28 protein-coding genes are annotated in these 23,137 nt (G+C 43.8%); 8 read left to right on the top strand and 20 right to left on the bottom strand.

From position 1 onward, the window contains the following. Positions 1 to 38 precede the first annotated feature (38 nt). Positions 39 to 806 (top strand): DUF6503 family protein, encoded by a 768-nt coding sequence (locus tag AB9P05_RS22830; RefSeq protein WP_371911156.1) that lies wholly within the window; start codon positions 39 to 41, stop codon positions 804 to 806. A 13-nt stretch (positions 807 to 819) separates the two neighbouring features. On the opposite strand, the gene AB9P05_RS22825 is transcribed toward AB9P05_RS22830, so the two are convergent. Next, positions 820 to 1,644, bottom strand: a complete 825-nt coding sequence (locus AB9P05_RS22825) for a universal stress protein (RefSeq protein ID WP_371911155.1) — start codon at positions 1,642 to 1,644, stop codon at positions 820 to 822. Positions 1,645 to 1,730: 86 nt separating this feature from the next. Next, positions 1,731 to 1,880, bottom strand: a complete 150-nt coding sequence (locus AB9P05_RS22820; RefSeq protein WP_371911154.1) for a hypothetical protein — start codon at positions 1,878 to 1,880, stop codon at positions 1,731 to 1,733. Positions 1,881 to 1,991: 111 nt separating this feature from the next. Between AB9P05_RS22820 and AB9P05_RS22815 the strand changes: the two genes are divergently transcribed. Both AB9P05_RS22815 and AB9P05_RS22810 read left to right on the top strand, forming a co-directional pair. Beyond that, the gene (locus AB9P05_RS22815; RefSeq protein ID WP_371911153.1) at positions 1,992 to 3,155 is read left to right on the top strand and encodes a lycopene cyclase family protein; all 1,164 of its coding nucleotides are present in this window, start codon (positions 1,992 to 1,994) and stop codon (positions 3,153 to 3,155) included. Between the two features lie 42 nt (positions 3,156 to 3,197). After that, positions 3,198 to 3,341 carry a hypothetical protein gene (locus AB9P05_RS22810; RefSeq protein ID WP_371911152.1) on the top strand — a complete coding sequence of 48 codons (144 nt, stop codon included), beginning with the start codon at positions 3,198 to 3,200 and terminating at the stop codon, positions 3,339 to 3,341. Between the two features lie 150 nt (positions 3,342 to 3,491). On the opposite strand, the gene AB9P05_RS22805 is transcribed toward AB9P05_RS22810, so the two are convergent. From AB9P05_RS22805 to AB9P05_RS22790, 4 genes are read right to left on the bottom strand one after another with little or no spacing between them, the layout of a single operon-like run. Further along, the gene (locus AB9P05_RS22805) at positions 3,492 to 3,677 is read right to left on the bottom strand and encodes a hypothetical protein (protein WP_371911151.1); all 186 of its coding nucleotides are present in this window, start codon (positions 3,675 to 3,677) and stop codon (positions 3,492 to 3,494) included. An 11-nt stretch (positions 3,678 to 3,688) separates the two neighbouring features. Then, on the bottom strand, positions 3,689 to 4,249 hold the full coding sequence (locus AB9P05_RS22800) for a hypothetical protein (protein WP_371911150.1): 561 nt from the start codon (positions 4,247 to 4,249) through the stop codon (positions 3,689 to 3,691). Beyond that, positions 4,246 to 5,139 (bottom strand): DUF692 family multinuclear iron-containing protein, encoded by an 894-nt coding sequence (locus AB9P05_RS22795; RefSeq protein ID WP_371911149.1) that lies wholly within the window; start codon positions 5,137 to 5,139, stop codon positions 4,246 to 4,248. Before AB9P05_RS22795 ends, AB9P05_RS22800 begins: the two co-directional genes overlap by 4 nt. Continuing rightward, complete coding sequence (locus AB9P05_RS22790; RefSeq protein ID WP_371911148.1) at positions 5,139 to 5,294, bottom strand: hypothetical protein; 156 nt, start codon at positions 5,292 to 5,294, stop codon at positions 5,139 to 5,141. Before AB9P05_RS22790 ends, AB9P05_RS22795 begins: the two co-directional genes overlap by 1 nt. A 367-nt stretch (positions 5,295 to 5,661) precedes the next feature. Between AB9P05_RS22790 and AB9P05_RS22785 the strand changes: the two genes are divergently transcribed. The 3 genes from AB9P05_RS22785 (at position 5,662) to AB9P05_RS22775 (ending at position 8,696) form a co-directional block, all read left to right on the top strand. Continuing rightward, positions 5,662 to 7,215 (top strand): OmpA family protein, encoded by a 1,554-nt coding sequence (locus AB9P05_RS22785; protein ID WP_371911147.1) that lies wholly within the window; start codon positions 5,662 to 5,664, stop codon positions 7,213 to 7,215. A 230-nt stretch (positions 7,216 to 7,445) separates the two neighbouring features. Then, on the top strand, positions 7,446 to 7,799 hold the full coding sequence (locus AB9P05_RS22780; RefSeq protein ID WP_371911146.1) for a YtxH domain-containing protein: 354 nt from the start codon (positions 7,446 to 7,448) through the stop codon (positions 7,797 to 7,799). A 129-nt stretch (positions 7,800 to 7,928) separates the two neighbouring features. Further along, positions 7,929 to 8,696: a metallophosphoesterase gene (locus tag AB9P05_RS22775; RefSeq protein ID WP_371911145.1), complete on the top strand. Its 768-nt coding sequence runs from the start codon at positions 7,929 to 7,931 to the stop codon at positions 8,694 to 8,696. On the opposite strand, the gene AB9P05_RS22770 is transcribed toward AB9P05_RS22775, so the two are convergent. From AB9P05_RS22770 to pdeM, 12 genes are all read right to left on the bottom strand, one after another. Then, positions 8,685 to 9,239, bottom strand: coding sequence for a hypothetical protein (locus AB9P05_RS22770; protein ID WP_371911144.1), 555 nt, complete (start codon positions 9,237 to 9,239; stop codon positions 8,685 to 8,687). The two genes, AB9P05_RS22775 and AB9P05_RS22770, sit on opposite strands and share 12 nt — an antisense overlap. 75 nt (positions 9,240 to 9,314) lie before the next feature. Continuing rightward, complete coding sequence (locus AB9P05_RS22765; protein ID WP_371911143.1) at positions 9,315 to 9,677, bottom strand: phage holin family protein; 363 nt, start codon at positions 9,675 to 9,677, stop codon at positions 9,315 to 9,317. Between the two features lie 67 nt (positions 9,678 to 9,744). Further along, positions 9,745 to 10,404 carry a 3-oxoacid CoA-transferase subunit B gene (locus AB9P05_RS22760; protein WP_371911142.1) on the bottom strand — a complete coding sequence of 220 codons (660 nt, stop codon included), beginning with the start codon at positions 10,402 to 10,404 and terminating at the stop codon, positions 9,745 to 9,747. A gap of 29 nt (positions 10,405 to 10,433) precedes the next feature. Continuing rightward, the gene (locus AB9P05_RS22755) at positions 10,434 to 11,132 is read right to left on the bottom strand and encodes a CoA transferase subunit A (RefSeq protein ID WP_371911141.1); all 699 of its coding nucleotides are present in this window, start codon (positions 11,130 to 11,132) and stop codon (positions 10,434 to 10,436) included. Positions 11,133 to 11,257: 125 nt separating this feature from the next. After that, positions 11,258 to 12,193, bottom strand: a complete 936-nt coding sequence (locus AB9P05_RS22750) for a bifunctional riboflavin kinase/FAD synthetase (RefSeq protein WP_371911140.1) — start codon at positions 12,191 to 12,193, stop codon at positions 11,258 to 11,260. Then, complete coding sequence (gene truB / locus AB9P05_RS22745) at positions 12,190 to 12,873, bottom strand: tRNA pseudouridine(55) synthase TruB (protein ID WP_371911139.1); 684 nt, start codon at positions 12,871 to 12,873, stop codon at positions 12,190 to 12,192. Before truB ends, AB9P05_RS22750 begins: the two co-directional genes overlap by 4 nt. Position 12,874: 1 nt before the next feature. Beyond that, positions 12,875 to 13,666 (bottom strand): undecaprenyl-diphosphate phosphatase, encoded by a 792-nt coding sequence (locus tag AB9P05_RS22740; RefSeq protein ID WP_371911138.1) that lies wholly within the window; start codon positions 13,664 to 13,666, stop codon positions 12,875 to 12,877. Further along, positions 13,663 to 13,875: a DUF3098 domain-containing protein gene (locus AB9P05_RS22735; protein ID WP_371911137.1), complete on the bottom strand. Its 213-nt coding sequence runs from the start codon at positions 13,873 to 13,875 to the stop codon at positions 13,663 to 13,665. Before AB9P05_RS22735 ends, AB9P05_RS22740 begins: the two co-directional genes overlap by 4 nt. A gap of 2 nt (positions 13,876 to 13,877) precedes the next feature. Then, the gene (locus AB9P05_RS22730; protein WP_371911136.1) at positions 13,878 to 14,777 is read right to left on the bottom strand and encodes a cell division protein FtsX; all 900 of its coding nucleotides are present in this window, start codon (positions 14,775 to 14,777) and stop codon (positions 13,878 to 13,880) included. Positions 14,778 to 14,990: 213 nt separating this feature from the next. Next, positions 14,991 to 15,902, bottom strand: coding sequence for a hypothetical protein (locus AB9P05_RS22725; RefSeq protein ID WP_371911135.1), 912 nt, complete (start codon positions 15,900 to 15,902; stop codon positions 14,991 to 14,993). A gap of 1 nt (position 15,903) precedes the next feature. Further along, a complete protein-coding gene (locus tag AB9P05_RS22720) occupies positions 15,904 to 16,443 on the bottom strand; it encodes an RNA polymerase sigma factor (RefSeq protein ID WP_371911134.1) in 540 nt (179 codons plus the stop codon). 144 nt (positions 16,444 to 16,587) lie between these two features. Next, on the bottom strand, positions 16,588 to 17,265 hold the full coding sequence (gene pdeM, locus AB9P05_RS22715; RefSeq protein ID WP_371911133.1) for a ligase-associated DNA damage response endonuclease PdeM: 678 nt from the start codon (positions 17,263 to 17,265) through the stop codon (positions 16,588 to 16,590). A 249-nt stretch (positions 17,266 to 17,514) separates the two neighbouring features. Between pdeM and AB9P05_RS22710 the strand changes: the two genes are divergently transcribed. Further along, entirely contained in the window at positions 17,515 to 17,967 is a 453-nt protein-coding gene (locus AB9P05_RS22710) for a DUF2147 domain-containing protein (protein ID WP_371911132.1), read from the top strand. Here AB9P05_RS22710 and AB9P05_RS22705 read toward each other — a convergent pair whose 3' ends face one another. Together AB9P05_RS22705 and AB9P05_RS22700 are read right to left on the bottom strand one after the other, a co-directional pair. Continuing rightward, positions 17,968 to 20,466, bottom strand: a complete 2,499-nt coding sequence (locus tag AB9P05_RS22705; protein WP_371911131.1) for a ligase-associated DNA damage response DEXH box helicase — start codon at positions 20,464 to 20,466, stop codon at positions 17,968 to 17,970. Position 20,467: 1 nt separating this feature from the next. Further along, positions 20,468 to 22,093: an ATP-dependent DNA ligase gene (locus AB9P05_RS22700; RefSeq protein WP_371911130.1), complete on the bottom strand. Its 1,626-nt coding sequence runs from the start codon at positions 22,091 to 22,093 to the stop codon at positions 20,468 to 20,470. A gap of 175 nt (positions 22,094 to 22,268) precedes the next feature. Between AB9P05_RS22700 and AB9P05_RS22695 the strand changes: the two genes are divergently transcribed. Next, on the top strand, positions 22,269 to 23,108 hold the full coding sequence (locus tag AB9P05_RS22695) for a patatin-like phospholipase family protein (protein WP_371911129.1): 840 nt from the start codon (positions 22,269 to 22,271) through the stop codon (positions 23,106 to 23,108). Positions 23,109 to 23,137 lie beyond the last annotated feature (29 nt).

Here is a 23,137-nt window from a genome sequence, read left to right as displayed (position 1 = left end):
ATTTAACCCTGCAACTAAGAATACCGTCTGTCTTAAATATGAGAATCATACGCTTATTATCTGTCTTCGTCATTGTGTTTGTCGGCTGCAGTGAGGAAAAAACACAAGAAAATGTCCCTCCAGAAACTTCCGATAAGGCTTCTGAGATTGTTTCCCGTGCCATAGCAAGTCACGGAGGTGAACGGTACGAGTCTTCGATGATTTCATTCACCTTTAGAAAAAGAAATTATACAGCCCGCCGGGAGGGAGGTATCTACACCTATACCAGAGAGTTTTCCGATAGCACAGGTAATGTCTTGGATAAGCTGGATAACCAAGGGTTTAAGCGTATGGTCAATGGCCAAGAAGTGAGTATTGGGGAAGAAATGGCAGACAGGTACTCTCAAAGTGTAAATTCTGTATGGTATTTTGCCTTGCTCCCTTACCCCTTGGGAGACCCTGCGGTAAATTTAGCTTACAAAGGTAAGACTAAGGTTGAAGGTAAAATATACGACAGGATTCAGGTTAGCTTCGATGAACAGGGCGGGGGAGAGGATTACGAAGACCTGTTCCTTTATTGGTTTGATTCAGAAGACTCCTCACTTGATTACATGGCTTATAGTTACAAAACAGAAGGGGGGGGAGTCCGCTTTAGAAAAGCTTTCAACAGGCGCACGATAGATGGTATTACTTTTATAGATTACCACAATTTCAAACCTAAGAAAAAAAGCACACCTCTTATACAGTTGGATAGCTTATACAAGGCCGGAGAGCTGGAGAAAGTATCAGAAATTATCCTTGAAGAGGTAAAGGTGTTACCTCTTTAATTATCAGGAGCCATTATTTCTTGCCCCGGAGCACAAGCATAGGAGTTGTGCCGCCCAGTACCATCTCTTCGGCAATATCCTGACTAAGTAACTTGTGAAAAAACTCCTTTTCATATATAGTCATTGTAAGAATAGCATCTCCATAATCATCAGTAAACCTGGCAAGTCCTCTTTCTACATCATCTGTATTTATCTTATGGAAAGTGATTGAGGCTGTAGGTATATTTTCTTTCACTTTTTCTACAAACCCCCGGTACAACATATCTTCCTCCTCGTCATGTTCCGGATATACATGCACTACCTCCAGCGGTAGTTTCAGCTTACTGATAATTGGCGCAAGGGTAGTTATCGCGCCAATATCCATGGTATTCAGGTCAGTGGCAAAAATCATTCTCCTTACTTTGTCCGGCCGAAAATTGGCGGGAATGGAAAGTACCGGGACAGGAGCGCTGTGGACAACTTCAGAAGTATTACTTCCGATTATGCTTTTGATACCACCGGCTCCAAGCGTTCCCATCACAATCAGATCCGCCTGAGTCTTTTCTGCAATATCTATTATCTCGGAAATCACGTCTCCCTTTCGTGTCTCACGCGTAATAGAGATACGTCTGAATTCCTCCCGCTGCCATATTTTTTGCTGTAATTCGTCGAATTTTTGATTAGCATCCTCCTCCTGCTTCTGTTCATATTCTTCAGAACCTGAGGAAAAATTGTAAACCGGGGGGTATACATGTAGCAAATGTATGTCCGTCTGCAATTTTTTACTGATCAGGAGGGCGTAATTAAGAGCATTTTGAGCGCATCCTGAAAAATCGGTTGGTAGTAAAAGCTTTTTCATAGTTGGCAAAACCAGGGTGATGCTGGCCAATCTATCTTAAATGAAAACAGGCAGCCTTTAAATAAGACTGCCTGTTTTCAATATTGTTAGGCTTCAGTATAAGTACCGCAGCAATATGACCACCACCCATAGGTTACTACAGTTGGTTTACCAATATTGTCAGCACCTGCCTTAACGTTTTCAGTTACGAAACTTTCTACATTAAGAGAGTCTAATTTCACTTTCATCTTTTTCATAAAAACTGATGTTTAAATTATAAATGCGTATAAATTACAAACCAGGGATGTACAGAAAATGTGTACATGTGTTTTTTTCCTGCCATTCAGGGAGCAGTTTATTAAATAATCTTGAATAGTAAAAGTAAACTATACTACGATTTTGTTTTTTCCGGCGGAGGATGCGCAGGTCTCTCATTAGCATACCGTTTGGCTAAGAGCAGTCTGACCTTCAGTGCAGTCATAGTTGATTCCAGTAAGAAACGGGAAAATGATCGTACCTGGTGTTTCTGGGAGGAAAACAACGGGCCTTTTGAAAATATCATCTTCCGGTCCTGGGACCATCTTAGCTTCTTTGGTACAAACGGTAAACAAGATCTGAATCTGCACCCCTACCGTTATAAAATGTTGAAAGGGATTGATTTTTATGACTACGTTTACGAGTTCCTGAAAGGGGATGATCGATTCTCTTTTCTTCATACTAGCATAAAAGAGCTCAGAAATACAGATAATGGCGCAGAAGTGCTTACAGATGCCGGAGAAATATCCTGTAGGTATGTTTTTAATAGTGCCTTACGGCCAGAGTTCACCCCAAATTCTATTACCTACTTTCAGCATTTTAAAGGATGGTTTATTAAAACATCTCAGGGTGCTTTTGAGCCTGAATCGGCCACCCTTATGGATTTCCGGATCAAACAGGAGCCAGGAGAGGCACGTTTCATTTATATTCTTCCCTTCTCAGAAAACGAAGCCCTGATAGAGTTTACTGTTTTTTCACCCGCACTTCTACCTCCTGAATCCTACAATCAGGCACTACGTAGCTATATCTCAGAATATACATCTATTAAAGAGCCCTTTAAAATTACTCATCAGGAGTTTGGTTCTATTCCTATGAGTGAGATGCAATTTGATAGGGTAGAGGGTAATATATTCCATATTGGTACTGCAGGTGGAATGGCCAAAGCCTCCACGGGCTATACATTTACCCGTATCCAAAAGGAGGCCGATGCTTTAGTGAGATTGCTTGAAGCCGGTAAAAAACCTATTGTGCCCCCGGGTAGTAAAAGATTCAGGTTATATGACAGCACCCTTTTGGATGTAATGGCAAACGAACGCTACCCTGCGGCGGATGTTTTTAGTACACTGTTTAAAAAAAATTCTCCGGCCACAGTCCTGAAGTTTTTGGATGAAGATACAACTATCCTTCAGGATATCAGGGTGATGGCTACTGTTCCCCTCTGGCCTTTTCTTTCAGGTATGTTATCCTCTCTGCGCCGATACCAAACCTTTCGCTAAATCAATAGTTTGTATTTTAGAAGGAATTAAAAATACTCTAATATGCGAAATTGGAAGCCGGTTTTATCAGTTGTCGGAGGCGTTGCATTGCTTACCGTATTCAGGAACAAAGTTGTGAGGAATTACATAATTGAACTTGTGATCGATGCAGGTGCTGAAGTCATCAAGTTGAAGCTCAAGAAATAAGTTAGATCAGACTGGGCTTCCGGACTTTCATGTCCGCTTTCAGTGATAGTTGTATGTTAGTACAGACAACTGTTCCTTATACGGTCCACATTAAAATTAAAGGCTGCCGGCAATCTTGCCGGCAGCCTTTAATTTTAAGTTCGTGGTGATTTAACATAATACAGCTTCTTCCTTCAACTGAGTTGCTCCACTTGAACAAGCTGTTTCTATGGTATCCGAAGTCTGGCAGCCAAGTGTACATCCTCCTCCACGTACCGCATTTCCTTCGCGGTCCTTAAAGGTGGTAACGAAGCTATTAATACTAAATCTCTTTAATTCAATTTTATTTTTTTTCATAAAAGCGGTATTTAATATTGATAATAAGTTTCATCTTGTTTTTTGCTCCACTCTTCACTGCTGTGTATTTCAAATCCTTGGGAAACTTCTGGCAGCACATGCGTAATAAAGCTGCCGGGCTTCTGAGCCTCTATAGAGTAGTTGTTTTTCATCAGGGCATGTAGTATAGCCGTGGGTTCACATTTCCACTTGGTTACCATTGGCACCTCTCTACCAAAACGCCTGGCCAGGTTTGCCCGCTCAAAGGCAGCTACTGAGGCCAGAATGTGGTCCTCACTTTCAGCCATTTTATCCAAAAAGGAAAAGCTCACCTCATCAGCAAAGTTAGACAGTGCATATTTCTTATAAAGCTCCATAATTACTTCACCCAGTCGGTTAACTGAATTCAGATAGCGCGTGGTTAGGACGCAAAGGCGTGATATTTGAGAAGTACGCCAATAAACCACTGTTTCGTGAGTCAGTTTATAGACATAACTACCCCGGAGGTCTGTAAAATAAGGATGCTCATCGCTAGGGCCTGATCTTTCCTTGAGAGCATTCAGTACGTTTTGCTGAAATTCCTCTAGCTTCATTTTTTTACAAAGGTTCTGTTCAACAGCTTCAGCTCTTTATCCAGCCCTTCCTGGCCAAGGGCAGGGAGTAGTTCAGGCAGGATTTCAAAAGTGATAGCTTCAGGGTTACAGCCAGGTGTCTTCAATACCTCAGTGGTGAAGTTTCTGGTTCTCTCACTAGTAGGAAACTGGTGCACATCCAACTTAAAACCTTCCTTCACAGGTCCGTTAGCGATATGAATCTCCTTTACGTTTTCCATTTTGAGTTCATGGAGAAAGGACTCCGCGTTCAGCTCATAATTATCAATGTCACATTCCAGGTTAAACGTATCTAATACCAATCCGCAGCCGCTTTGATCACATAACTTATTCAAAAATGCAGCTTCCGTGTAGTGTGGTTCGAATGCCGGCAGCACATGGGCTACATTTTCAAGTAAAAACGGGATAGCATACCTTTCTTTCAACTGGTGTACATGCTCTGAAAGGATATCAAGGCTTTCATCCGTCCTGGGCATAGCGACCATCGTCATCAGGTTTTCACCGTTTACTGTCGTAAATGCCAGGTGTTCGCTATGCCATGCGAGAGGTAATTCACCGTATAAAATATCCAGTAGTTCCAGGTAATCCTCATTCATGCCTGAAACAGAGCCTATACTGAGTCCAACGCCATGAACGACTATTTGCTTACCTGATGGAAGGTTTTGAAGTTGTTTTATAAATCGGGGGTCTATCTGAGCCCTGCCGTTAATTCGGCGTGATATCGAGTCAGGAGCAATTTCAACTACATCTGCGTGCCTCAGTATAGTTTCCAGTATGGGCGGGTCATACTGATCATAGGTAACTGCCAGAGAAACAGAACGTCCGGCCCCGGTTTCCGGGGTCGGACGTATCTTTTCGGTGCCTGTGATCATTAGCTGATCTTTTCGGGCGTACCCAGCAGCCCACAAACTGTGCAGCAGGGGTCATCAAAAGGATCAGGGTAGATTGCCTCAAGCCCGGCTTTTATACCTTTAAGGTCGATTTCTTCTGACTCGATTGCCTGAAGTTTAGAGGTGTTTGATTTCATAGGGATAATAAATGTTTAGTTATTAATTGGTAATGATGTCCGTACTACTGCTTTCCTGTAATAACGGGTACTTTAATGTACGAAAAAATGCGTCAAAATTAAAAATTAATTCACATGCTGTCATTATGGATAAGAGCGAATGAGTTCTTATTAAATTCATATTTGTAATTCATTTCATGTCTAAGGGAGGGTTGTTTTTGTTCTAAATTTCGAAAATAACCTCAGATACTACACCAGTCCGCCATCATTATAAGGTGCTCTCTCTCATTGTCTGAATATCATCTGCTTGTACTTTGATGAGTATTTTTGCACTGTCCGGTATACCCTATTCCTTTAGATTTACAATTGAGGTAAAATAACCGGTGTAATGAGAAAAGTTATATTTTTATTATTTATATTTCTATACATAAATACAGGGTGGGCCCAGGAAATTGAGGAGGGATATGAAGAACCAACTCATGAGCTTGTCAAGTTAGGCCTCAATGTAAACAGCCGCTTTAATGACTCAGCTCCCCTTGTTGCTCCGGATGGGTCCACGCTATATTTTTTTATTGCCAATCATCCAGATAATAAGTACGGAGTGGACAATAGCCAGGACATCTGGTACTGTCGTAAAGATTCTACAGGAAATTGGAGCAAAGCCGTCCGTATGGAGGAGCCCCTAAATAGAAACCGGTTCAATCAGGTAATGAGTATTTCCTTAAACGGGAATACCCTGCTCATCCGCGGAGGTGAAAAGAAAAACAGCAAGGGCTTTAGCCTTACCTCACGTAAAGATGATGGAGGCTGGAGTGACCCTGTTGAATTGGATATACCTAAGTACGAAGATATGGATAACGGCATGTTTTCCGGGGGTTTTCTGTCTTATGATAACGAGGTACTTCTTATGTACTTTAGTGAAAGAGCTAAGAGCAAATACAGTGACATATATGCCAGCTACAAGCAGGATGATGGTTCATGGAGCGAGCCTGAGAAGCTCGGTGACCCTATCAACACCCACATGGATGAGTTCGGGCCTTTTCTAGCTCCTGATAATAAAACCATGTACTTTGCGAGTAACCGCCCCGGCGGATATGGTAATAGCGATATTTATAAAACTGTAAGACTGGATGATACCTGGAAAAACTGGTCAGAGCCTGAAAATATTGGCGAACCTGTAAATACGGGAGGGTTCGACGCCTACTATACGATTGATGCTGCAGGCGAAACAGCTTTTACCACCAGGGCATACATGTCGGCTGATGGTGGGGGACTCGATATTCTCGGCCTGGTTCCTATTGTCAAAGAGCCTGAGCCGGAACCTGTCATTACCCTCAGCGGCATGGTACTTAATGCCAAAACTGATGATGCGGTTGCGGCAGATGTTCGCATAGATAGTGTGAGCATACCTTATACAACTGTCCAGTCTGATGAACTGGATGGTTTCTATGAAACACCACTACCATCTAAAGGCATCTATTACTTCCATATTAAAGAAGAAGGTTTTATTGAGCTTTTCGATAGTGTAGCGGTAGAGGAGCCGGGCGAGTATGGGCTAACCGTTATGAAAAACCTGTACCTTACCCCGCTGGAAGTCGGCGTGACGGTAAGGCTTGACAGAATATACTTCGATTTCGATAAAACAGTTTTACGTCCTGAATCCTATCCTGAGCTTGACAGAGTAGTCAGCTTATTAATGGAGAACCCCACGCTTAAGATTGAAATCGCCGGACATACAGATAATAAAGGATCTGACGGATATAATGAAACCTTATCACAGGGTAGGGCAGATGCTGTGCGTGATTACCTGGTGCAAAAGACCTTTGAAGCAGACAGAATTACCGCAGTGGGACACGGAGAGTCTAAGCCGGAAGCGACTAACGAAACTGATGAAGGCCGTCAGATTAATCGCCGCGTAGAGTTTACGATACTCAGCAAATAACCTTGTCTTGTCAATATATGTATTCATCGTTAATTTTTGCTTGTTAGTCTAATAGGTGGTGATATTTAAAAATCAAGGTGTATATTTGAATCATATAGCTGGTTGAAAGGTCTCGCGCAGAAATGCCGAGGCCTCTTTTTTTGCCCTAAATCCTAATCCCTCAAAACCTTTTTTCCATATGTGGGTTCCTAAATACAAGGAACTAACTTTTTTAAACATTAAGGTTGCATATGAGAAATACCACAGATAAGCGCAAAGAGCAAGTGCACGATATATTAGATAATTTTGGAAGGTACTTCAAAAACAGGGTTGGTGCCCTTTGGGGGGGCCAGGAGATCGTGCCGGAACCTAAGAAAGATAATACTCTGGAGATTGTTACATTAACACTGGGAGGATTTGTCGTTGGGTTTGCCGGAGCAGTTCTATTGGCCGCCAAGTCTGGTGAAGAAACTCGTGCCGAAATTTCAAGTGCCTTGCGTAAAAGCGGCAGTCAGATAGCCGATAAAACGAATAAAGAAGTGTATAAGCTTCATGATTCAGCGGATAATGCCCTGAAAAGGCTCAAAAAAGCCACAAAGCATTAAAATTACCATCTGCTAATTCCTGACTTAACTAATATCCTTGTAGATGGGAAATCCTCCTTTAGCATTAGCTTTTGGAGGATATTTTTTTTATAAGTGTGGCGTTACCATAGATTTTCTCATTTTTGCGCCATGCGTCTATTTGCCCTGTCTGATATTCATTCTGATTTCCCTGAAAATTATAAATGGATTGCCAACCTGAGTCATCAGGACTATACGGAAGATGTTCTGATAATGGCTGGAGATATAGGTCATGACCTGAAAGTGGTAAAGGATACGTTTAGAATTCTTACCGCTAAGTTCAAAAAGGTGTTTTTTATACCAGGAAATCATGACCTCTGGACAGTGAACTATGCGGGAGACAGTCTGGATAAGGAAAAAGAACTGATCTCAATGGCTATAGATGCAGGGGTGGAAACCCGGCCACGCGTTATAGGGGATACGTATATAGTACCTCTCTATGCCTGGTATGATTTCAGTTTTGGTGAACTTACCCCTAAGCTCAGAGATGCGTGGCAGGACTTCGTCTGGTGCAGATGGCCCGACAGCATGGACATGGAGGCCGTCACCAAGCACTTTTTAGATCGAAATAAGTCTCAGGTCAGAACGCCGGAAGCCTCCAGAGTTGTAACCTACAGCCACTACCTGCCCCGGATTGATGTTATGCCTACGTACATTCCTGATCACCATCGTATAGTTTATCCGGTACTAGGTACCAATAAGCTGGATAAGCAGGTGCGGGCTTTCGGAGCCGATGTCCATATTTACGGACATAGTCACGTAAACAGGGAAACGACAATCGATGGGGTTACCTATATTAATAATGCACTAGGCTACCCCCAGGAAACAAGGATATGCAGACGGGAACTGTTTGATCTGTCAACCCTTTCAGGGATGTAAGCGGATTCCTGCATTGAGCATAAACCCTGTAGCAAAGTAGGGGCTACGCGGAGCCAGATCTGCACGCGCGAGCGTGCCAACATAGCCTGTTTCTATAAAGAATGACAAATAGGTTCGTGACCTGGAAGCAATCCACTCACTACCTAATAATGCATATCCGCCGAATTTGGAATTCGAATTGCTCAGTTCCTCTGATGGAATCACAACTACAGGGCCACCCTCTCCATAAATTCTTACCGTTTCGCCGATACGCCCCACTATAAATGCCAGACCCGCAGAACCTCCCGCATATTGAGCCAGATTGGTTTCTCCGGTGGTTTGATTAAAGTACTCATGAATCATTAGCTGCCCCTTAAAGCGGAAGGCCAGACCTTTGTAAAAGGGTGTTGAGATACTTAGTCCGCCACCACCATCCTGTTGCCAGTTTGAAAAATGAATACCATATTTCCACACATCATCTTCCTCCACAAGTGCTGCCCGGCCCTGTGCCAGGGCTGATGCGCAAAAGGAAAGAAAAAGAGTAAGGCTAAGAGCTGTTTTCATGATTTTTTGAGAAGTCGGATAAAAAAATAAAAGGTCGCACCATGGCACGACCCTTGTTTTCTGAGGCCAAAAAACTTACGTGCTGTAAAGGAGGTAATCCGTCAGTGCACCTGCAATTGCTATCAGTATGGCCAGTATGATATTCGGGCTGAATCCTTTAGTGTCGAATCCACTGCTGAGTTTATCGACAATTTCAATAACAATCGCGTTTACGATAATTCTGATAACGATACTAAGTCCTGTTATCCAGAAAATGCCTAGCGTCAATGCATTCACTAAAAAGGTAAACAGCCAGCCCAGCAACCAGCCAATGATACCGAACAATATGGCTACCCAAATGGCTGTGCCAAAACTGCGGAGGTATACACTACTCATTACTTTGGATGCCAGTAGAAAGACCACCGCATTTACCAATATTGTGATTATGATGTCCATCATAGGGAAATAGTGATTAGTTAACAGCAAGTGAACCTCTTTATTTTAAAAAGGTTCACCTTATTATTTCCTATATAATCATCTCCGGCACGTCACCTTCCACGACTAGTTTTCCTTCGGTGGCTTCCTTTATTTCGTCTACTGATACGCCGGGTGCTCTTTCTACCAGCGTAAAGCCTCCTTCAGGAAGTACGTCCAGTACCGCGAGGTCTGTCACTATTTTCTTTACGCACTTAATGCCCGTGATGGGCAGAGTACACTCCTTCAGAAGCTTACTCTGGCCACTCCGGCTCCGGTGCTGCATTGCAACGATGATGTTTTCGGCACTTGCCACCAGGTCCATTGCGCCCCCCATACCCTTCACCATCTTTCCAGGTATTTTCCAGTTTGCAATATCTCCATTTTCAGATACCTCCATCGCACCTAAAATAGTAAGGTGCACATGACCACCCCGGATCATGGCAAAGCTTTCTGAACTGTCAAACAAGACCGAACCAGGACGCATAGTCACAGTCTGCTTTCCGGCATTGATAAGGTCAGCATCAACTTCTTCCTCAGTAGGGAAGGGACCTATGCCCAGTAACCCGTTTTCAGATTGTAGCACGACCTCTATATCATCAGGGATGTAGTTTGCCACTAAGGTAGGAATGCCTATGCCCAGGTTGATATACATGCCATTGCTGATCTCGCGGGCAATTCTTTTGGCAATTCCGATTTTATCTAAAGCCATTGATTTCTAGTTTGAGATGATGAAAAAAATTATGCCTCGCGGACAGTTCGTTGCTCGATACGTTTTTCGTAACCTGAGCCCTGGAATATTCGCTGTACATAGATACCAGGTGTGTGTATCTCATTTGGATTGAGTTCGCCGGCAGGCACAAGCTCTTCCACCTCTGCGATGGTGATTTTTCCTGCTGCGGCCATCAGGGGATTAAAATTACGTGCCGTACCCTTAAATATAAGGTTCCCTGCCGTATCACCCTTCCAGGCCTTTACCAGGGCGAAGTCAGCCTGCAGCCACTCCTCCATCAGGTATTTCTTACCGTGAAATTCTCTTATCTCTTTTCCTTCTGCTATTTCTGTACCCACACCGGCAGGCGTGAAAAATGCGGGTATACCGGCGCCACCTGCACGGATTCTTTCTGCGAGTGTACCTTGAGGAATAAGCTGAACTTCCAGCTCACCCTGTAGTAGCTGTCTTTCAAATTCCGCATTCTCACCTACATAGGAGGATATCATTTTCTTTACCTGCCTGGATTGTAGCATCAAGCCTATTCCAAAGTCGTCTACTCCCGCATTATTACTAATGCAGGTAAGGCCTTTGACACCTGACTTGAGCAGGGCGCTTATACAGTTCTCCGGAATGCCACACAGGCCGAATCCGCCGAGCATTAGCACCATATTATCGCTAATGTCCTTTACAGCAGCTTCTGCATTCTCTACCGTTTTCTGGATCATATCAGTTTTGGGTTTGAATCGTTAGTAGCAGCAAACAGACTTGACACTGTTTGCTGTGGCTCAAAATAATCAATAATAACGCCCAAAAAATAGCCTTTCAAGGAAAAATCAGATAGGAACGTGGTTTATTTGGAAAGACCGAGAACCTTACGACTTTCCACTTCGTCGTTCTTCATGGCTTCTATTAAAGCCTCTTTCGATCCGAAAGCCACTTCATCCCGGACCCGATGAATAAAGTGAAGGGTCAATTCCTCCCCGTAAATAACCCGGTCAAAGTCAAATAAGTAGACCTCTATCGTTTCCCGTTTGCCATTGAAGGTAGGGCGGGTACCGATATTAAGCATTCCTCCGTACCGCGTGCCTTGTACATCTACCTCCACAGCATAAATGCCATGAGCAGGAATCAGTTTGTAGGAATAATGAGGCCGGATGTTGGCCGTGGGGTAACCTAGCTGACGACCAATTTTATCGCCATGCACTACTTCCCCGGTCAGGGTATACGGCCTTCCCAGAAAACCGGTAGCAGTGGCTACATCACCTGAGGTCAGAGCTTTTCTGGTTTTAGTGCTGCTTACAGCGCTGTCGTCTATGTCCTGCCGGGATATTTCTTCTACTTTAAAGCCATATCTATCAGAGTTCGCCTGTAAGTGTTCAAAACTTCCTTCACGATTTCTGCCAAAACGATGATCATAACCGATCACTAACCGTTTAGTGCCTATCGTATCAATAAGGATGTGGCGAATGAACTCCTCTGAAGTTGTCTGACTGAATTCTTTAGTAAAGGGGATCTGTATAAGATGGTCTATACCGAATTTCTCAAGTAAGGCTGACTTTTCTTCAAATGTCGATAGAAGCTTTAGCGAGTCATCATCCGGGTTTAGAATGAGGCGCGGGTGAGGCCAGAATGTAATCAATACCGTTTCTCCTCCTGTCTGGCGAGCCACCTCCCGTACGCGTTCGAGTATTTTTTGGTGGCCAATATGGACGCCATCGAAGGTGCCGCTCGTAACTACCGGATTGGTTAGCTTCTTGAAGCCTTCCGCGCTGCGGTATATTTTCATTCTGCTCTACCTTTTATCTTTGCTTCCAGTTCTTTCAGTTCCCAGGCATTATTGACATCAAACTCGCCAATCCGGGTTCTCCGGAGTGAAGTCATTACCGCACCGGCACCTAGTTTTTCTCCCATGTCCCGCACCAGACTTCGTATATAGGTTCCTTTCGTGCAAACCACCCTGAAAGTTACCTCAGGAAGAGTTATGTCCTGAAATTCAAGCTCGCGTATAGTCACCTGACGGGGATCTATTTTTACTTCTTTGCCTTTTCGGGCCAGACTGTAGGCCCGTTTACCATCTACCTTAACCGCGCTGTGCATAGGCGGTATTTGTAAAATGTCCCCGGTAAAAGTTTCTTTCAACTTTTCCACCTCCTCAGCAGTAATGTGGGAGACATCAATTTGCTCAGTAAGTTCCTGTTCCAGGTCATGAGATTCTGAGGTAACGCCCAGTCTCATGGTAGCTTCATATTCCTTTTCCTGTGCCTGATACCCTTCTATGCTTTTCGTCTTTTTACCTGTACATATAATAAGGAGACCTGTAGCCAGAGGGTCTAACGTACCAGCATGACCGACTTTCTTGACGCGGGTCATACCCCGAACCTTTTTGACTACGTCAAAAGAAGTCCACTCCATAGGCTTGTCGATTAGCAGAACTTCTCCGGCCTGAAAATCAAACGAATTATCCATATCAGATCATGCTAAGGATGGCAATAAAGCCAATAATGAAACAGTAGATAGCAAAATAGATAAGCTTTCCGCGTTTAACTATGGCTATCATCCATTGGCAAGCCAGCAAGCCTGACACAAAGGCTGCGATGAAGCCTGCAAGTAAAGCAGTGGTTGAGATATCTCCTGCGCCAGTGCCAGCCTCCATGTAGTCCTTTAACTTTAAAAGTGAGGCACCAATTATTGGGGCCAGCACCATTAGAAATGAGAACCTGGCCGCCTTGGCCTTATCTACATTGAGCAGAAGAGCCGTAGCTATGGTAGTCCCGCTTCGGCTTATTCCCGGAAGAATAGCGATTGCCTGAGTTATCCCTATGATAAATGCCTTGGTATAGGAAACCGATTTTTGAGTGTCCTTTTTATAATAGGTAAACGTAAGGAGCAAACCGGTAACCAGTAGCATAGCACCGACAAGCAGGATATTTCCGTCAAAAAACGCACTGATCTGGTCTTCAAAAAATACACCGACAAGCCCGACAGGGATCATCGATATTATCAGTTTGGATACGTATTGGGTAGACTCATTCCATTGAAAAGCAAACAGACCTTTGAGGAGGTCCGCAATATCTTTTCTGAAAACTACAATAGTGCTGAGCGCAGTGGCAAAATGAACAATCACTGAAAACAAAAGATTGTCCTTAACTTTGATGCCGAGCAGGAATTTACCCAGCTCTATATGTCCGCTACTGCTTATGGGCAAAAACTCTGTCAACCCCTGTACGATGCCCAAAATGAGGGCTTCGATTATGGTCATTCACTCTTCGATTTGTAAAAAATAGCAAAAAACTCAAAAATAAATCCTGCCATTACTATGATAGGACCCAGGGTCAGACCCAGGAATCCAAACCCATGAGGCTCATTATCAAGACTCATGATGGTAAAGCCAGCGATGATAATGCCAATGCCTACCAGCATTAACACATAGTTCTTTTTTCCGAATGCAAGATTATCTTTCTCACTCATAATCAATATAGTTCGTCCAGGGACATTTTCAGGTATTTATTCACCGATCGGAAGGTGCTCAACAGACCGATAAAAGCTCCGGTAATGATTAATACACCAAACAGGATTAAAATACTTTCTCTGTCCTGAAGCTTCTCAAGATCAGAGATGGTGCGCGTACCATAGTAAAGGAGACCTGCCAGCAGGGCGCATGCAAGCACACCACTCACAGCGCCATGAATGGTGGCTCTCTTGATAAAAGGCTTACGAATAAACCCTCCCGTAGCTCCTACAAGTTGCATGCTGCGAATTAGAAAACGCTGGCTAAACAGGGCCAGTTTCATGGTGTTATTAATCAGAATCACAACAACCAAAAGAAGAATTACGGCAAATGCAGCAATGACAATACTTACCTTGGTCAGGTTCTCATTAATGGAGCTGATCATGTTGCGGTTATAGGTCACCTCGAATACCCCGCTAATGTTTTCAGTTTCTTCCCGGACACCCTCCAGGCGATCAGGGTCCTGAAATGACTCAGCTATGTTTATTACGTAAGCATCCCGCAGCGGATTTTCTCCGAGTAGTTCCACAAACTCTTCACCGGTACCTTCGACCAGGTCTTTAGCTGCTTCCTCTTTACTTATAAAAGCAATGACAGGCTCGTCATTTCGGTTAAGTACGTAGGGTTTACTTTCGAGCGTTTTTAAGATACGCTGCTGCTCTGTGTCGGTTATGTATTGATTCAGGTATACCTGCATCTCTACATTTTCCTTTATCCCCTTCTTTAGTGCTTGTGCGTGGAGAATAAGCAAGCCAAATAGTCCCATAACAAACAGGGCCATCGTGATGCTGAATACTACACTAATAAAAGGGTAGCTGCCCAGCTTCTTTTTCTTACGGTACTTTTTTGCTTTATCATCCATGCCAGGGCCAAAGTTAATAATTCTAAAAGACTAACCTATATGATGCCTGTTTTGGTATATGGCCTGCAAGATATAGGTTATACGCCACATAACAGGGAGAGGGCGGTTAAAAAACGTTAAGGAAGACCAAGATTGAGGGGGGCATGAATAGGGGATAATTAAAAAAGTCGCCCGCAAGAGAGCGGACGACTTTATTCTATTAGATAGAAGTTATTACTTATTGGTGCGAACGATATCCAGCTCGCGGACAATTTTCTTATTTGTTATTTCCAGCAATGGCTTGATATCCATTTGGTTGCTGTTTAGCCTGTAGTATAGTTCATTATGGTACAGGTAATATGATTTGCCCTTTTTTCCATTAATTTCCAGAATTTCATACGGCACACTTCCAAAAGAGCCATAGAGATAAAGCTTACCATTATAGAACTGGTATTGACGCTTTTCACTTTTGGTAGAAATATGCTCTATCTCTACATTGTCCGTGAGGTTCTCTTCAAGCGGATCAAGACCGCTTTCAGGTAGTTCAATCTGCGTATTATCGATAGCATCGCCATCACCTTCCGAATCCTCCATTAAGTTCGGTAAGTCTATACTTGCTGTTGGCTCGCTTACCTCTTCTGTTCGTGAGCTTGCTTTGTCAGTCAGGTTCAGGGATGCAGTTACCTCGTCCTTTATTAAACCTGCTTTATATTCTGGTATGCTTTCATCCTCCGCCTTATCTTCAGGTATTAATACTACCTGTGGACGCGCTGGAATGTCCTGTTGCTCAATGATGAATAAGTTATTTGCTGTAAGGTCAATTTGATCCTGCTGCTCTGCAAATGGATCTTCCCACATGAAATAACCTACCAGGGCTAAAACGCCCACGAGCATTGCCCCACCTATAAACTGAGCAGGAACAGAAATAAGCCCTGTGCCCGGTGTGGGAATATTTTGTAATCGACTCTTTAGCTCAACCCGGCGGGTTTCTTTAAGAGACTCGATAATATCCTGCTGTAAATCGAACTCATTTCTGAGCAAGGGATCCTGTGCTACCTGTTGCTCAAATAACTGTCGTTCGCCTTCGCTCATAGCCTGGTTGAAGTAGGCGTCGATTTTGTCGCTATGGTAAAAATTTTCGCTCATTCTAATCCAAAAAGTCGCTCGCCGAGTATTTACTTTTTACTAGTGAATCAAGGCGCTTTTTGCATTTATACTTTTTTGTTTTTGCTGTATCGCTATTAGCCAAACCTATCTTTACAGCTATATCTTCCATAGATAAACCATCAAAATAGTAAAGCGTCAGCAGTTTTTGACAAGTATCGCCCAACTGGGCAATGCAATCATGAATAATTCTCACACGTTCTTCACGATCATTATCCATATACTCTTCACCGTCTTTTTCCTCATTTGATAATCGGCTCTTACGATCAAGCTCTTTTCTCCAGAGGTTCAGACAAATGCTATACAAATAAGTACTTATTTTAGAGGTGAGTACTAATTCACCTGACGCGGCCTTTTGCCAGAAAACAATTAGGGCATCCTGATAAATGTCCTGTGCCTCCTGTTCAGTACCGTTATTGGAAATGATCATGCGGACCATCATGCGATAATGCTTCTTATACAGATAGTCCAGGGCACGCTCATCTCCTTTATGGATTTTGGAAAGGATTTCCTTATCCTTCATTGTACCGCTTCAAGTGTTTATACTCCCTGTTTAAAAATAGTAACCTCTAAATAGCATTTTTTCCTCATCATTTGCCAATAAGTGATGTAAGGAGAAGTAATGAAGTGTGCTTGATATATAAAAACCGGGCTTCTTTTTTATTAATCAGAAGGAAATTACACGGGTTCCGGCAATGGCAAAAATCTTATCCCCCGGGGCAGGTTTTATTCTGCTTAAACCAGTAAACCTTCCGAAAGCAGGTAATACAGCACCATCATTACCAAAGTGAAAACAAGGCAGGGTCTCGGACTGCCTTCCGAAGCCTTGAAGTTTCACTCCAGGGTGAAGATGTCCGGACAGCGTATAGCTTTCTTCGTTTCTGTTGTGAGATCCGGGAGGTATATGACAAAAAAGAAAGGGTAAAGCTTCCAGACAATCCTCAAAAATAGCCATCCGGCTATTTTTATAGAGAGCTGGAGGGAGAATATCATGATTGCCTTTAACTAAAATAAAAGATAGTGAATGATGTGATTCGAGCCATTTTTCAAATACCAGCCACTCACTATTGACATCACTGTGAAAAAGATCACCTATAAAAATAATATTAACTGGCTTCCATGTCTTTATTAACTCATCCAGCAGTTGAAGGTCATCAAAATGAATATTTCCCGGGATGGGTATGCCAGCTTTGCGAAAGTGTCCGGCTTTGCCCAGGTGCAGATCTGATAGAATAAGTGTTTTTTCCTCGTGCCAGAAAAGGCATTTTTGAGGAAGCAGGCTTAATCGCTGGCCTTTTAATTCGATAGTACAGGAGAGAGTATGTTGAGATATGGCTTCTATCACCGTTATTGATGGGGCAGGATCAATCTACGAACTGCAAAATTAGGCCGGGTATTTTAATTTGACAAATTCAGGTTCAGATATTTCTATTGTTACATCCGGAGCAATGGGCTGTTATTCAAGTAGATTACTTCAGGCTTCACGTTAAAGGCTCAAATGTTGTAGCTGAAAGCGAACAGGACTGAGATATTATTTGAATAATTAAAGTTTGGCACCTATTTTGGACAGGATTCAGTAAACTCAATTAATGGTATGAAAAAATTACATTTTATTTTTGGCGTATTTGCACTGATGATTTTCTCTTTTAGTCAGGTTATGGCTAATGTTTCTGCTGATGATGTAGTAGGTGTATGGTGGAATGAAGAGAAAGAGGCCAAAATTGAAATATACAAATGTGGCGACGAGTATTGTGGCAAAATCATCTGGCTAAAAGAGCCTAATCGTGAGGATGGTTCTGTAAAGCTGGATCGGGAAAACCCAGAGCCTAAGCTTCGCAGCCGTAAGGTCATGGGACTTCAGATCCTTAAAGGGTTTGAGTACGAGGGTGATGGCGAGTACGAGGACGGGGAAATTTATGACCCCAAAAAGGGTAAAACTTATGACTGTATCATGACTCTTTCAGATAATGGTAATACCCTGGATGTTCGCGGGTACATCGGCTTTTCGCTAATAGGGCGTACGACTACATGGACACGTGCTGAGTAACTATTCACCAGTTTCAGCATATTTCTCCAACTGAAGCTGAAGTTTTAAAATCCTATCCTCCAGTTTTTCGGAGGTCAATTTCTCCCTGAGCCTGTCTACCATTATCGGAAACGCAAATGGGGTAGGCTTTGGGGGATTTTTTATTATTAGCTGTTGCTGGTTTATTCTATGGATAGCTTCGGTAAGTCTTGATTGCTCAATCTGAAGACTCAATACCTCCTCTTCTGCCTGCTTTATCAGCAGATTATCAGGGTCATATTCCTGAAATACATCGTACAGCACTCCTGATGAGGCCTGCAAATGTTTATTGGTGATCGGCTTGCCTGGGTAGCCCTGAAAGATGAGACCGGCTATAGCTGCTATTTCCCTGAACCTGCGCCTGGCCATTTCAGCCTCGTTTATACTTGATTTTACATCTTCCAGTAGGTTGTCTTCACTGAAAACATCTAACTCCAGGACATCCTCGGCCCTTATTTCTATATCTGTAAGTAGTTCAAACCCATAGTCATTCATGGCTAATGAGAAGGTGACAGGCATGCTAACACTGATACGATAAGCTACCAGGGCAGCCAATACTTCATGGACGGCGCGGCCTTCAAATGGGTAAAAGAATAGGTGATACCCTTCCCTGGATTTAAAGTTTTCAACCAATAACTCCTTCATAGTAGGTATGACACTCCACTTAGATTGTAGCTGAAGGAGGGGCATTATTGTTCTTAGTTCAATGCTATCATAGCGATTATTTCGTGCATCTTCGAGCTTTTTACGGATCATACGGCTCATTTGAGAGCTTAGTGGCATACGGCCTCCGGCCCAGCGAGGTACAGTGCCTTTTACCTTTTTTGCCTTTTTAACCTGTACCGTAAGCTCTTTTATCCGGACAAATTCCAGGCTTCGCCCGGCAAACCAAAAGACATCCCCCCGGTTCAGCTTACTTGCAAAGCCTTCCTCGACAGTGCCAATAAACCCACCGCCAACAAACTTCACTTTCATTACGGGATCACTTACAATAGTGCCAATGGATAGCCGGTGTCTCATGGCGGTCTTGCGGCTGGTTACTTTGTAATAGCCTTCTTCACTAACTTCTATTTTTTGAAATTCATCATACTGTCCCAGACTTTTGCCACCGGTGGTAACAAATGTGAGGGCCCATTCCCATTCTGCATCAGTGAGGTTTTGGAATGAAAAGGTGGTTTTTACCTCTTCAAGAATATCCTGAGGATAGTACCCTTCACCGACGGCCAGAGTTACCAGGTATTGCACCAGGACATCTATACTTTTTTCCAGTGGTTTCCTGCTTTCAAACTGACCGGTGAGTACAGCTTCTTTAAGCGCTGCGGCTTCTATGAGCTCCAGTGAATGAGTAGGCAGGAAATATATATGGCTTACTGCCCCCGGCTGGTGGCCACTCCTGCCGGCACGTTGCATGAACCGGGCCACGCCTTTAGGAGACCCTACTTGTATTACGGTTTCCACAGGTCTAAAATCGACACCAAGATCCAGACTACTCGTACATACCACTAATTGAAGCCTGCCTTTGTGCAGTGCTTCTTCTACCCAGCCGCGTACGCTGTTATCAAGACTGCCATGATGCATGGCCATGGCTCCGGCTAGTTCAGGGTGTTTATCCAGTAGTCTCTGGTACCATATTTCAGTCTGAGAACGGGTGTTAGTAAAGAGAAGGGTTGTCTGGCTCTTATTCAGGATTGGCATCACCTTATCCCATAGCTTAATGCCGAGGTGTCCGGCCCAGGGAAATTTCTCCACCTCATCAGGTAAAATGCTATCTATTCTGAGCTTTTTATCCACCTTTGCTCTGACAATAACGTGATCTGCTGAGTCTTTTATACCAAGTAATACATCTAAGGCCTGATCTAAATTGCCGATGGTGGCTGATACACCCCAGACCTTGATGGGGTGTTTATTAAAATGTCGTATTCGGGACAGGGCCAGTTCTACCTGAACCCCACGCTTGGTACCCAGTAGTTCATGCCATTCGTCTACAATGACGGCACGCAGGCCTTTGAAAAAATGGCGCGCATCTTTTTGCGCAAGCATAAGATGCATACTTTCCGGAGTGGTAATCAGGCATTCCGGGGCATTTTTACGTTGCCTTTGTCTTTCTGCCGAGCTGGTGTCTCCGGTTCTTAAACCTACCTCCCAGGGGATTTCTAGATCAAAGCATAAATGCTGCATGGCCAGGCGTATATCCTTTGCCAAGGCACGGAGGGGAGTGATCCAAAGTACCTGCAGGCCGTTTTTTTTAGGTGTTTTGTAGGTCTCTGGATTCTTCCTGATATAGTCTAGCAGACAAGGCACCCATAAGGCATAAGTTTTCCCACTGCCTGTCGGTGCATTGAGCAAGCCGCTTTTGTCAGCGAGAAAGTTTTCCCATACTTTTTTTTGAAAGGGGAAGGGTTTCCATCCTTTCTGTTCAAACCAGGCATCGGCAACTTCCGTCACCGGGTATGCCGTTTTACCTGAATTACGCTTAGGCATTTTAATTATTGGTTTCGGAGATTTTTGGCGAATCTGGTCCATACACTTCTAACAAGCTTTGTAACTCTTCCAGTGTGTTGGCTTCTTCCGGCTTTTTATCAAGGCGCCATCGCAGCATTCGTGGAAAGCGGACGGCTACCCCACTTTTATGCCGACTACTTGACTGAATACCTTCAAATCCTATCTCAAAGACCAGCTCCGGCTTTACTGTTCGTACGGGCCCAAACCGTTCTTTCGTGTTGCGCTTAACGAAATTGTCCACTTTCTTCATCTCAGTATCGGTAAGCCCTGAGTAAGCCTTGGCAAAAGGAACCAGGGTGTCCACGTCCCATACGGCAAAGGTATAGTCTGAGTATAGGTCTGCTCGCCGGCCATGTCCTTTCTGAGCATACAACAGTACTCCATCTATAGATAGAGGCTCCACTTTCCACTTCCACCAGTCGCCCCGCTTCCTCCCTACCTGGTAGGGAGAGTCAACATGCTTCAGCATAAACCCTTCAGCATAATACTCTCTGCTTTTTTCTCTTAAGTGGGCTAAGTCACTCCAAGAAGCGAAATTAACAGTGGGAGACAGTAGTAGCACGCCACTTTTTGCGGCTTCATCTGCTATTTCCTCGAGCAAAGACCTGCGTTTGCTCATAGGCTCCTTTCTCAGATCCTCTCCATGTAACTCCAGCAGGTCATAGGCAAAAAGTACCGCCGGAGCCTTTTTAAGGATGTTTTTCGTGACATTTTTACGACCTATCCGAGTCTGCAGAGAGGCAAAGGGGAGGGGAGTCCCGTCTTTATAAGGCATTATTTCTGCATCGATAACCACATCGTCGGGAAGGTAGTCCTGTAGTGCATGTAGTTCAGGAAACTTGTCAGTAATTAACTCCTCCCCACGAGACCATATATAAACATTCCCTCCTCGAAATATAAATTGACTGCGAATGCCGTCCCACTTCCACTCAGCCTGCCATTGGTAGGGGCTGCCTAACTCTTCAGGGGCACTCTCAAGAGGATAAGCAAGGTAGAAAGGGTAGGGGCGACTCAGGTCATCTCCCTGGCTCTCTTCCAGAACAAGGCTTTCAAAAGTTTCACTTTGTGGGGTCCAGTTACCCATGATCCGGTGCGCGATAATGGCTTTATCTATATCATTTACCTCTGCAATAGCACGGACCACCAAAGCCTGAGATACACCCAGTCTGAAGCCACCGGTCATTAGCTTTGTAAAGACAAATCGCTCGTATTTAGTCATCCGATCCCAGGCCTGCAGGATATGGTATTTCTTTTCCTCTTCCTCCATACCAGCCATGGCAAGAATGTATTCCATCCAGTAGGTGAGGCCTTCATCGTTTTCCTGGCTTGGAAAGGGGAGTAGGAGGGACATAGTTTCTGCCAGGTCACCTACTACATGGTAGGATTCATCAAATAACCACTCTGGAATGCCCGCCTGTTCGCGAGCCCACTGGCGTAGCAAGGGGCTGTTGACCTGCCGCTTAGGTCTTTTGTGAGTAAATAAGGCCAAGGCCCACAGTTTATCCTGGTCAGGAGCCAGGGAAAAGTAGCGTTTAAGTGCTGCTACCTTTTCATTGGTCTTGTTGGTTTGATCTAATTCCGTAAAGAGTTGAGCGAATTGTTTCAAATAGCCTCCTTATCGTTTCTGACTAATAATGACTACCCATGTTCAATAGATACTGTGTATTCACTGTCATGAACCCCATGTTGTAAAGAAGGTTTTTATGTCGTTTTTAAACAATTAGGTGAGTGGGGTGCAAACTTTTGCCTTACTATTCGTTAAGAAATGAAAGGAGGCTAAGATGGGCGAAAACGAAAATAGGCAACCGGTAACGGATACAGGACTTGTAATAAGCGGAGGCGGGGCAAGGACAATTATGAGCATTGGCGTTCTGCAGGCGCTGGAAGAATCTGGTGTTAAGGTTGGATGTGTTGCTGGAACGAGTATGGGAGCCGTCATCGGTGCATTATACGCAGCGGGACTAAGCCCTGCTGCTATCAGAGAAGTGTTTCGTGGAAAACAACTTGCCAAAACATTTTCCTTGCGAATTCCCCGGCTTGGATTTTTACAGCTTGATTTTCTTCGGGAGGTGCTCAAGAGCTACATCCGGACAGATAATTTTAACTACCTGCAAAAGCCTCTATATGTTTCGACTACCAATATTAATACAGGGGAAAATGTCATTTTTAAATCAGGGACCTTGTATGATAAGGTACTGGCTTCGGCTACTTTGCCTGTTTTATTTGAGCCTGTCCAGATTGGTGACCATTATTATGTTGACGGAGGACTCACGAATAATTTCCCGGTAGATTGTATTCGTGATTGCTGCAAGAAGCTAATAGGTGTTCATGTCAACTGCATTTCAGGTGAGCAGGAGGTAAATGGAATGGCGCATATTATTGCCCGTACGTTTGCGCTGGCAGTATGGCAAACGGTAAAGGATAAGCTTAAAGCCTGTGATCATCTGATCGAACCAAAGCAAGCAAGAAATTACACAATTTTTGATTTCGGAAAGGCTGATGAGCTATTCGAGATAGGGTATGAAGCTACGATGAAAGGGATAGAGGAAATAAAAGCCCCTTGCCATACACCTTCTCCTAACGGTTGGATCAGTACTTTTAGGAAAAGGTTTAGTGCATAAAGATGTCAAAATAAAAGGCTGCCCGCATA

Source organism: Roseivirga sp. BDSF3-8 (genome assembly GCF_041449215.1).
GTDB lineage: Bacteria > Bacteroidota > Bacteroidia > Cytophagales > Cyclobacteriaceae > JBGNFV01.
The sequence above is the reverse complement of the archived record's forward strand: the minus strand, read 5'-3'. Positions and strand labels throughout refer to the sequence as shown.

What these genes read in the sequence shown, in the direction of transcription:
- AB9P05_RS22830 (WP_371911156.1), top strand. Translation starts at nt 39, where the DNA reads ATGAGAATCATACGCTTATTATCTGTCTTCGTCATTGTGTTTGTCGGC.
- AB9P05_RS22825 (WP_371911155.1), bottom strand. Translation starts at nt 1,644, where the DNA reads ATGAAAAAGCTTTTACTACCAACCGATTTTTCAGGATGCGCTCAAAAT.
- AB9P05_RS22820 (WP_371911154.1), bottom strand. Translation starts at nt 1,880, where the DNA reads ATGAAAAAGATGAAAGTGAAATTAGACTCTCTTAATGTAGAAAGTTTC.
- AB9P05_RS22810 (WP_371911152.1), top strand. Translation starts at nt 3,198, where the DNA reads ATGCGAAATTGGAAGCCGGTTTTATCAGTTGTCGGAGGCGTTGCATTG.
- AB9P05_RS22805 (WP_371911151.1), bottom strand. Translation starts at nt 3,677, where the DNA reads ATGAAAAAAAATAAAATTGAATTAAAGAGATTTAGTATTAATAGCTTC.
- AB9P05_RS22800 (WP_371911150.1), bottom strand. Translation starts at nt 4,249, where the DNA reads ATGAAGCTAGAGGAATTTCAGCAAAACGTACTGAATGCTCTCAAGGAA.
- AB9P05_RS22795 (WP_371911149.1), bottom strand. Translation starts at nt 5,139, where the DNA reads ATGATCACAGGCACCGAAAAGATACGTCCGACCCCGGAAACCGGGGCC.
- AB9P05_RS22790 (WP_371911148.1), bottom strand. Translation starts at nt 5,294, where the DNA reads ATGAAATCAAACACCTCTAAACTTCAGGCAATCGAGTCAGAAGAAATC.
- AB9P05_RS22785 (WP_371911147.1), top strand. Translation starts at nt 5,662, where the DNA reads ATGAGAAAAGTTATATTTTTATTATTTATATTTCTATACATAAATACA.
- AB9P05_RS22780 (WP_371911146.1), top strand. Translation starts at nt 7,446, where the DNA reads ATGAGAAATACCACAGATAAGCGCAAAGAGCAAGTGCACGATATATTA.
- AB9P05_RS22775 (WP_371911145.1), top strand. Translation starts at nt 7,929, where the DNA reads ATGCGTCTATTTGCCCTGTCTGATATTCATTCTGATTTCCCTGAAAAT.
- AB9P05_RS22770 (WP_371911144.1), bottom strand. Translation starts at nt 9,239, where the DNA reads ATGAAAACAGCTCTTAGCCTTACTCTTTTTCTTTCCTTTTGCGCATCA.
- AB9P05_RS22765 (WP_371911143.1), bottom strand. Translation starts at nt 9,677, where the DNA reads ATGATGGACATCATAATCACAATATTGGTAAATGCGGTGGTCTTTCTA.
- AB9P05_RS22760 (WP_371911142.1), bottom strand. Translation starts at nt 10,404, where the DNA reads ATGGCTTTAGATAAAATCGGAATTGCCAAAAGAATTGCCCGCGAGATC.
- AB9P05_RS22755 (WP_371911141.1), bottom strand. Translation starts at nt 11,132, where the DNA reads ATGATCCAGAAAACGGTAGAGAATGCAGAAGCTGCTGTAAAGGACATT.
- AB9P05_RS22750 (WP_371911140.1), bottom strand. Translation starts at nt 12,193, where the DNA reads ATGAAAATATACCGCAGCGCGGAAGGCTTCAAGAAGCTAACCAATCCG.
- truB (WP_371911139.1), bottom strand. Translation starts at nt 12,873, where the DNA reads ATGGATAATTCGTTTGATTTTCAGGCCGGAGAAGTTCTGCTAATCGAC.
- AB9P05_RS22740 (WP_371911138.1), bottom strand. Translation starts at nt 13,666, where the DNA reads ATGACCATAATCGAAGCCCTCATTTTGGGCATCGTACAGGGGTTGACA.
- AB9P05_RS22735 (WP_371911137.1), bottom strand. Translation starts at nt 13,875, where the DNA reads ATGAGTGAGAAAGATAATCTTGCATTCGGAAAAAAGAACTATGTGTTA.
- AB9P05_RS22730 (WP_371911136.1), bottom strand. Translation starts at nt 14,777, where the DNA reads ATGGATGATAAAGCAAAAAAGTACCGTAAGAAAAAGAAGCTGGGCAGC.
- AB9P05_RS22725 (WP_371911135.1), bottom strand. Translation starts at nt 15,902, where the DNA reads ATGAGCGAAAATTTTTACCATAGCGACAAAATCGACGCCTACTTCAAC.
- AB9P05_RS22720 (WP_371911134.1), bottom strand. Translation starts at nt 16,443, where the DNA reads ATGAAGGATAAGGAAATCCTTTCCAAAATCCATAAAGGAGATGAGCGT.
- AB9P05_RS22710 (WP_371911132.1), top strand. Translation starts at nt 17,515, where the DNA reads ATGAAAAAATTACATTTTATTTTTGGCGTATTTGCACTGATGATTTTC.
- AB9P05_RS22705 (WP_371911131.1), bottom strand. Translation starts at nt 20,466, where the DNA reads ATGCCTAAGCGTAATTCAGGTAAAACGGCATACCCGGTGACGGAAGTT.
- AB9P05_RS22695 (WP_371911129.1), top strand. Translation starts at nt 22,269, where the DNA reads ATGGGCGAAAACGAAAATAGGCAACCGGTAACGGATACAGGACTTGTA.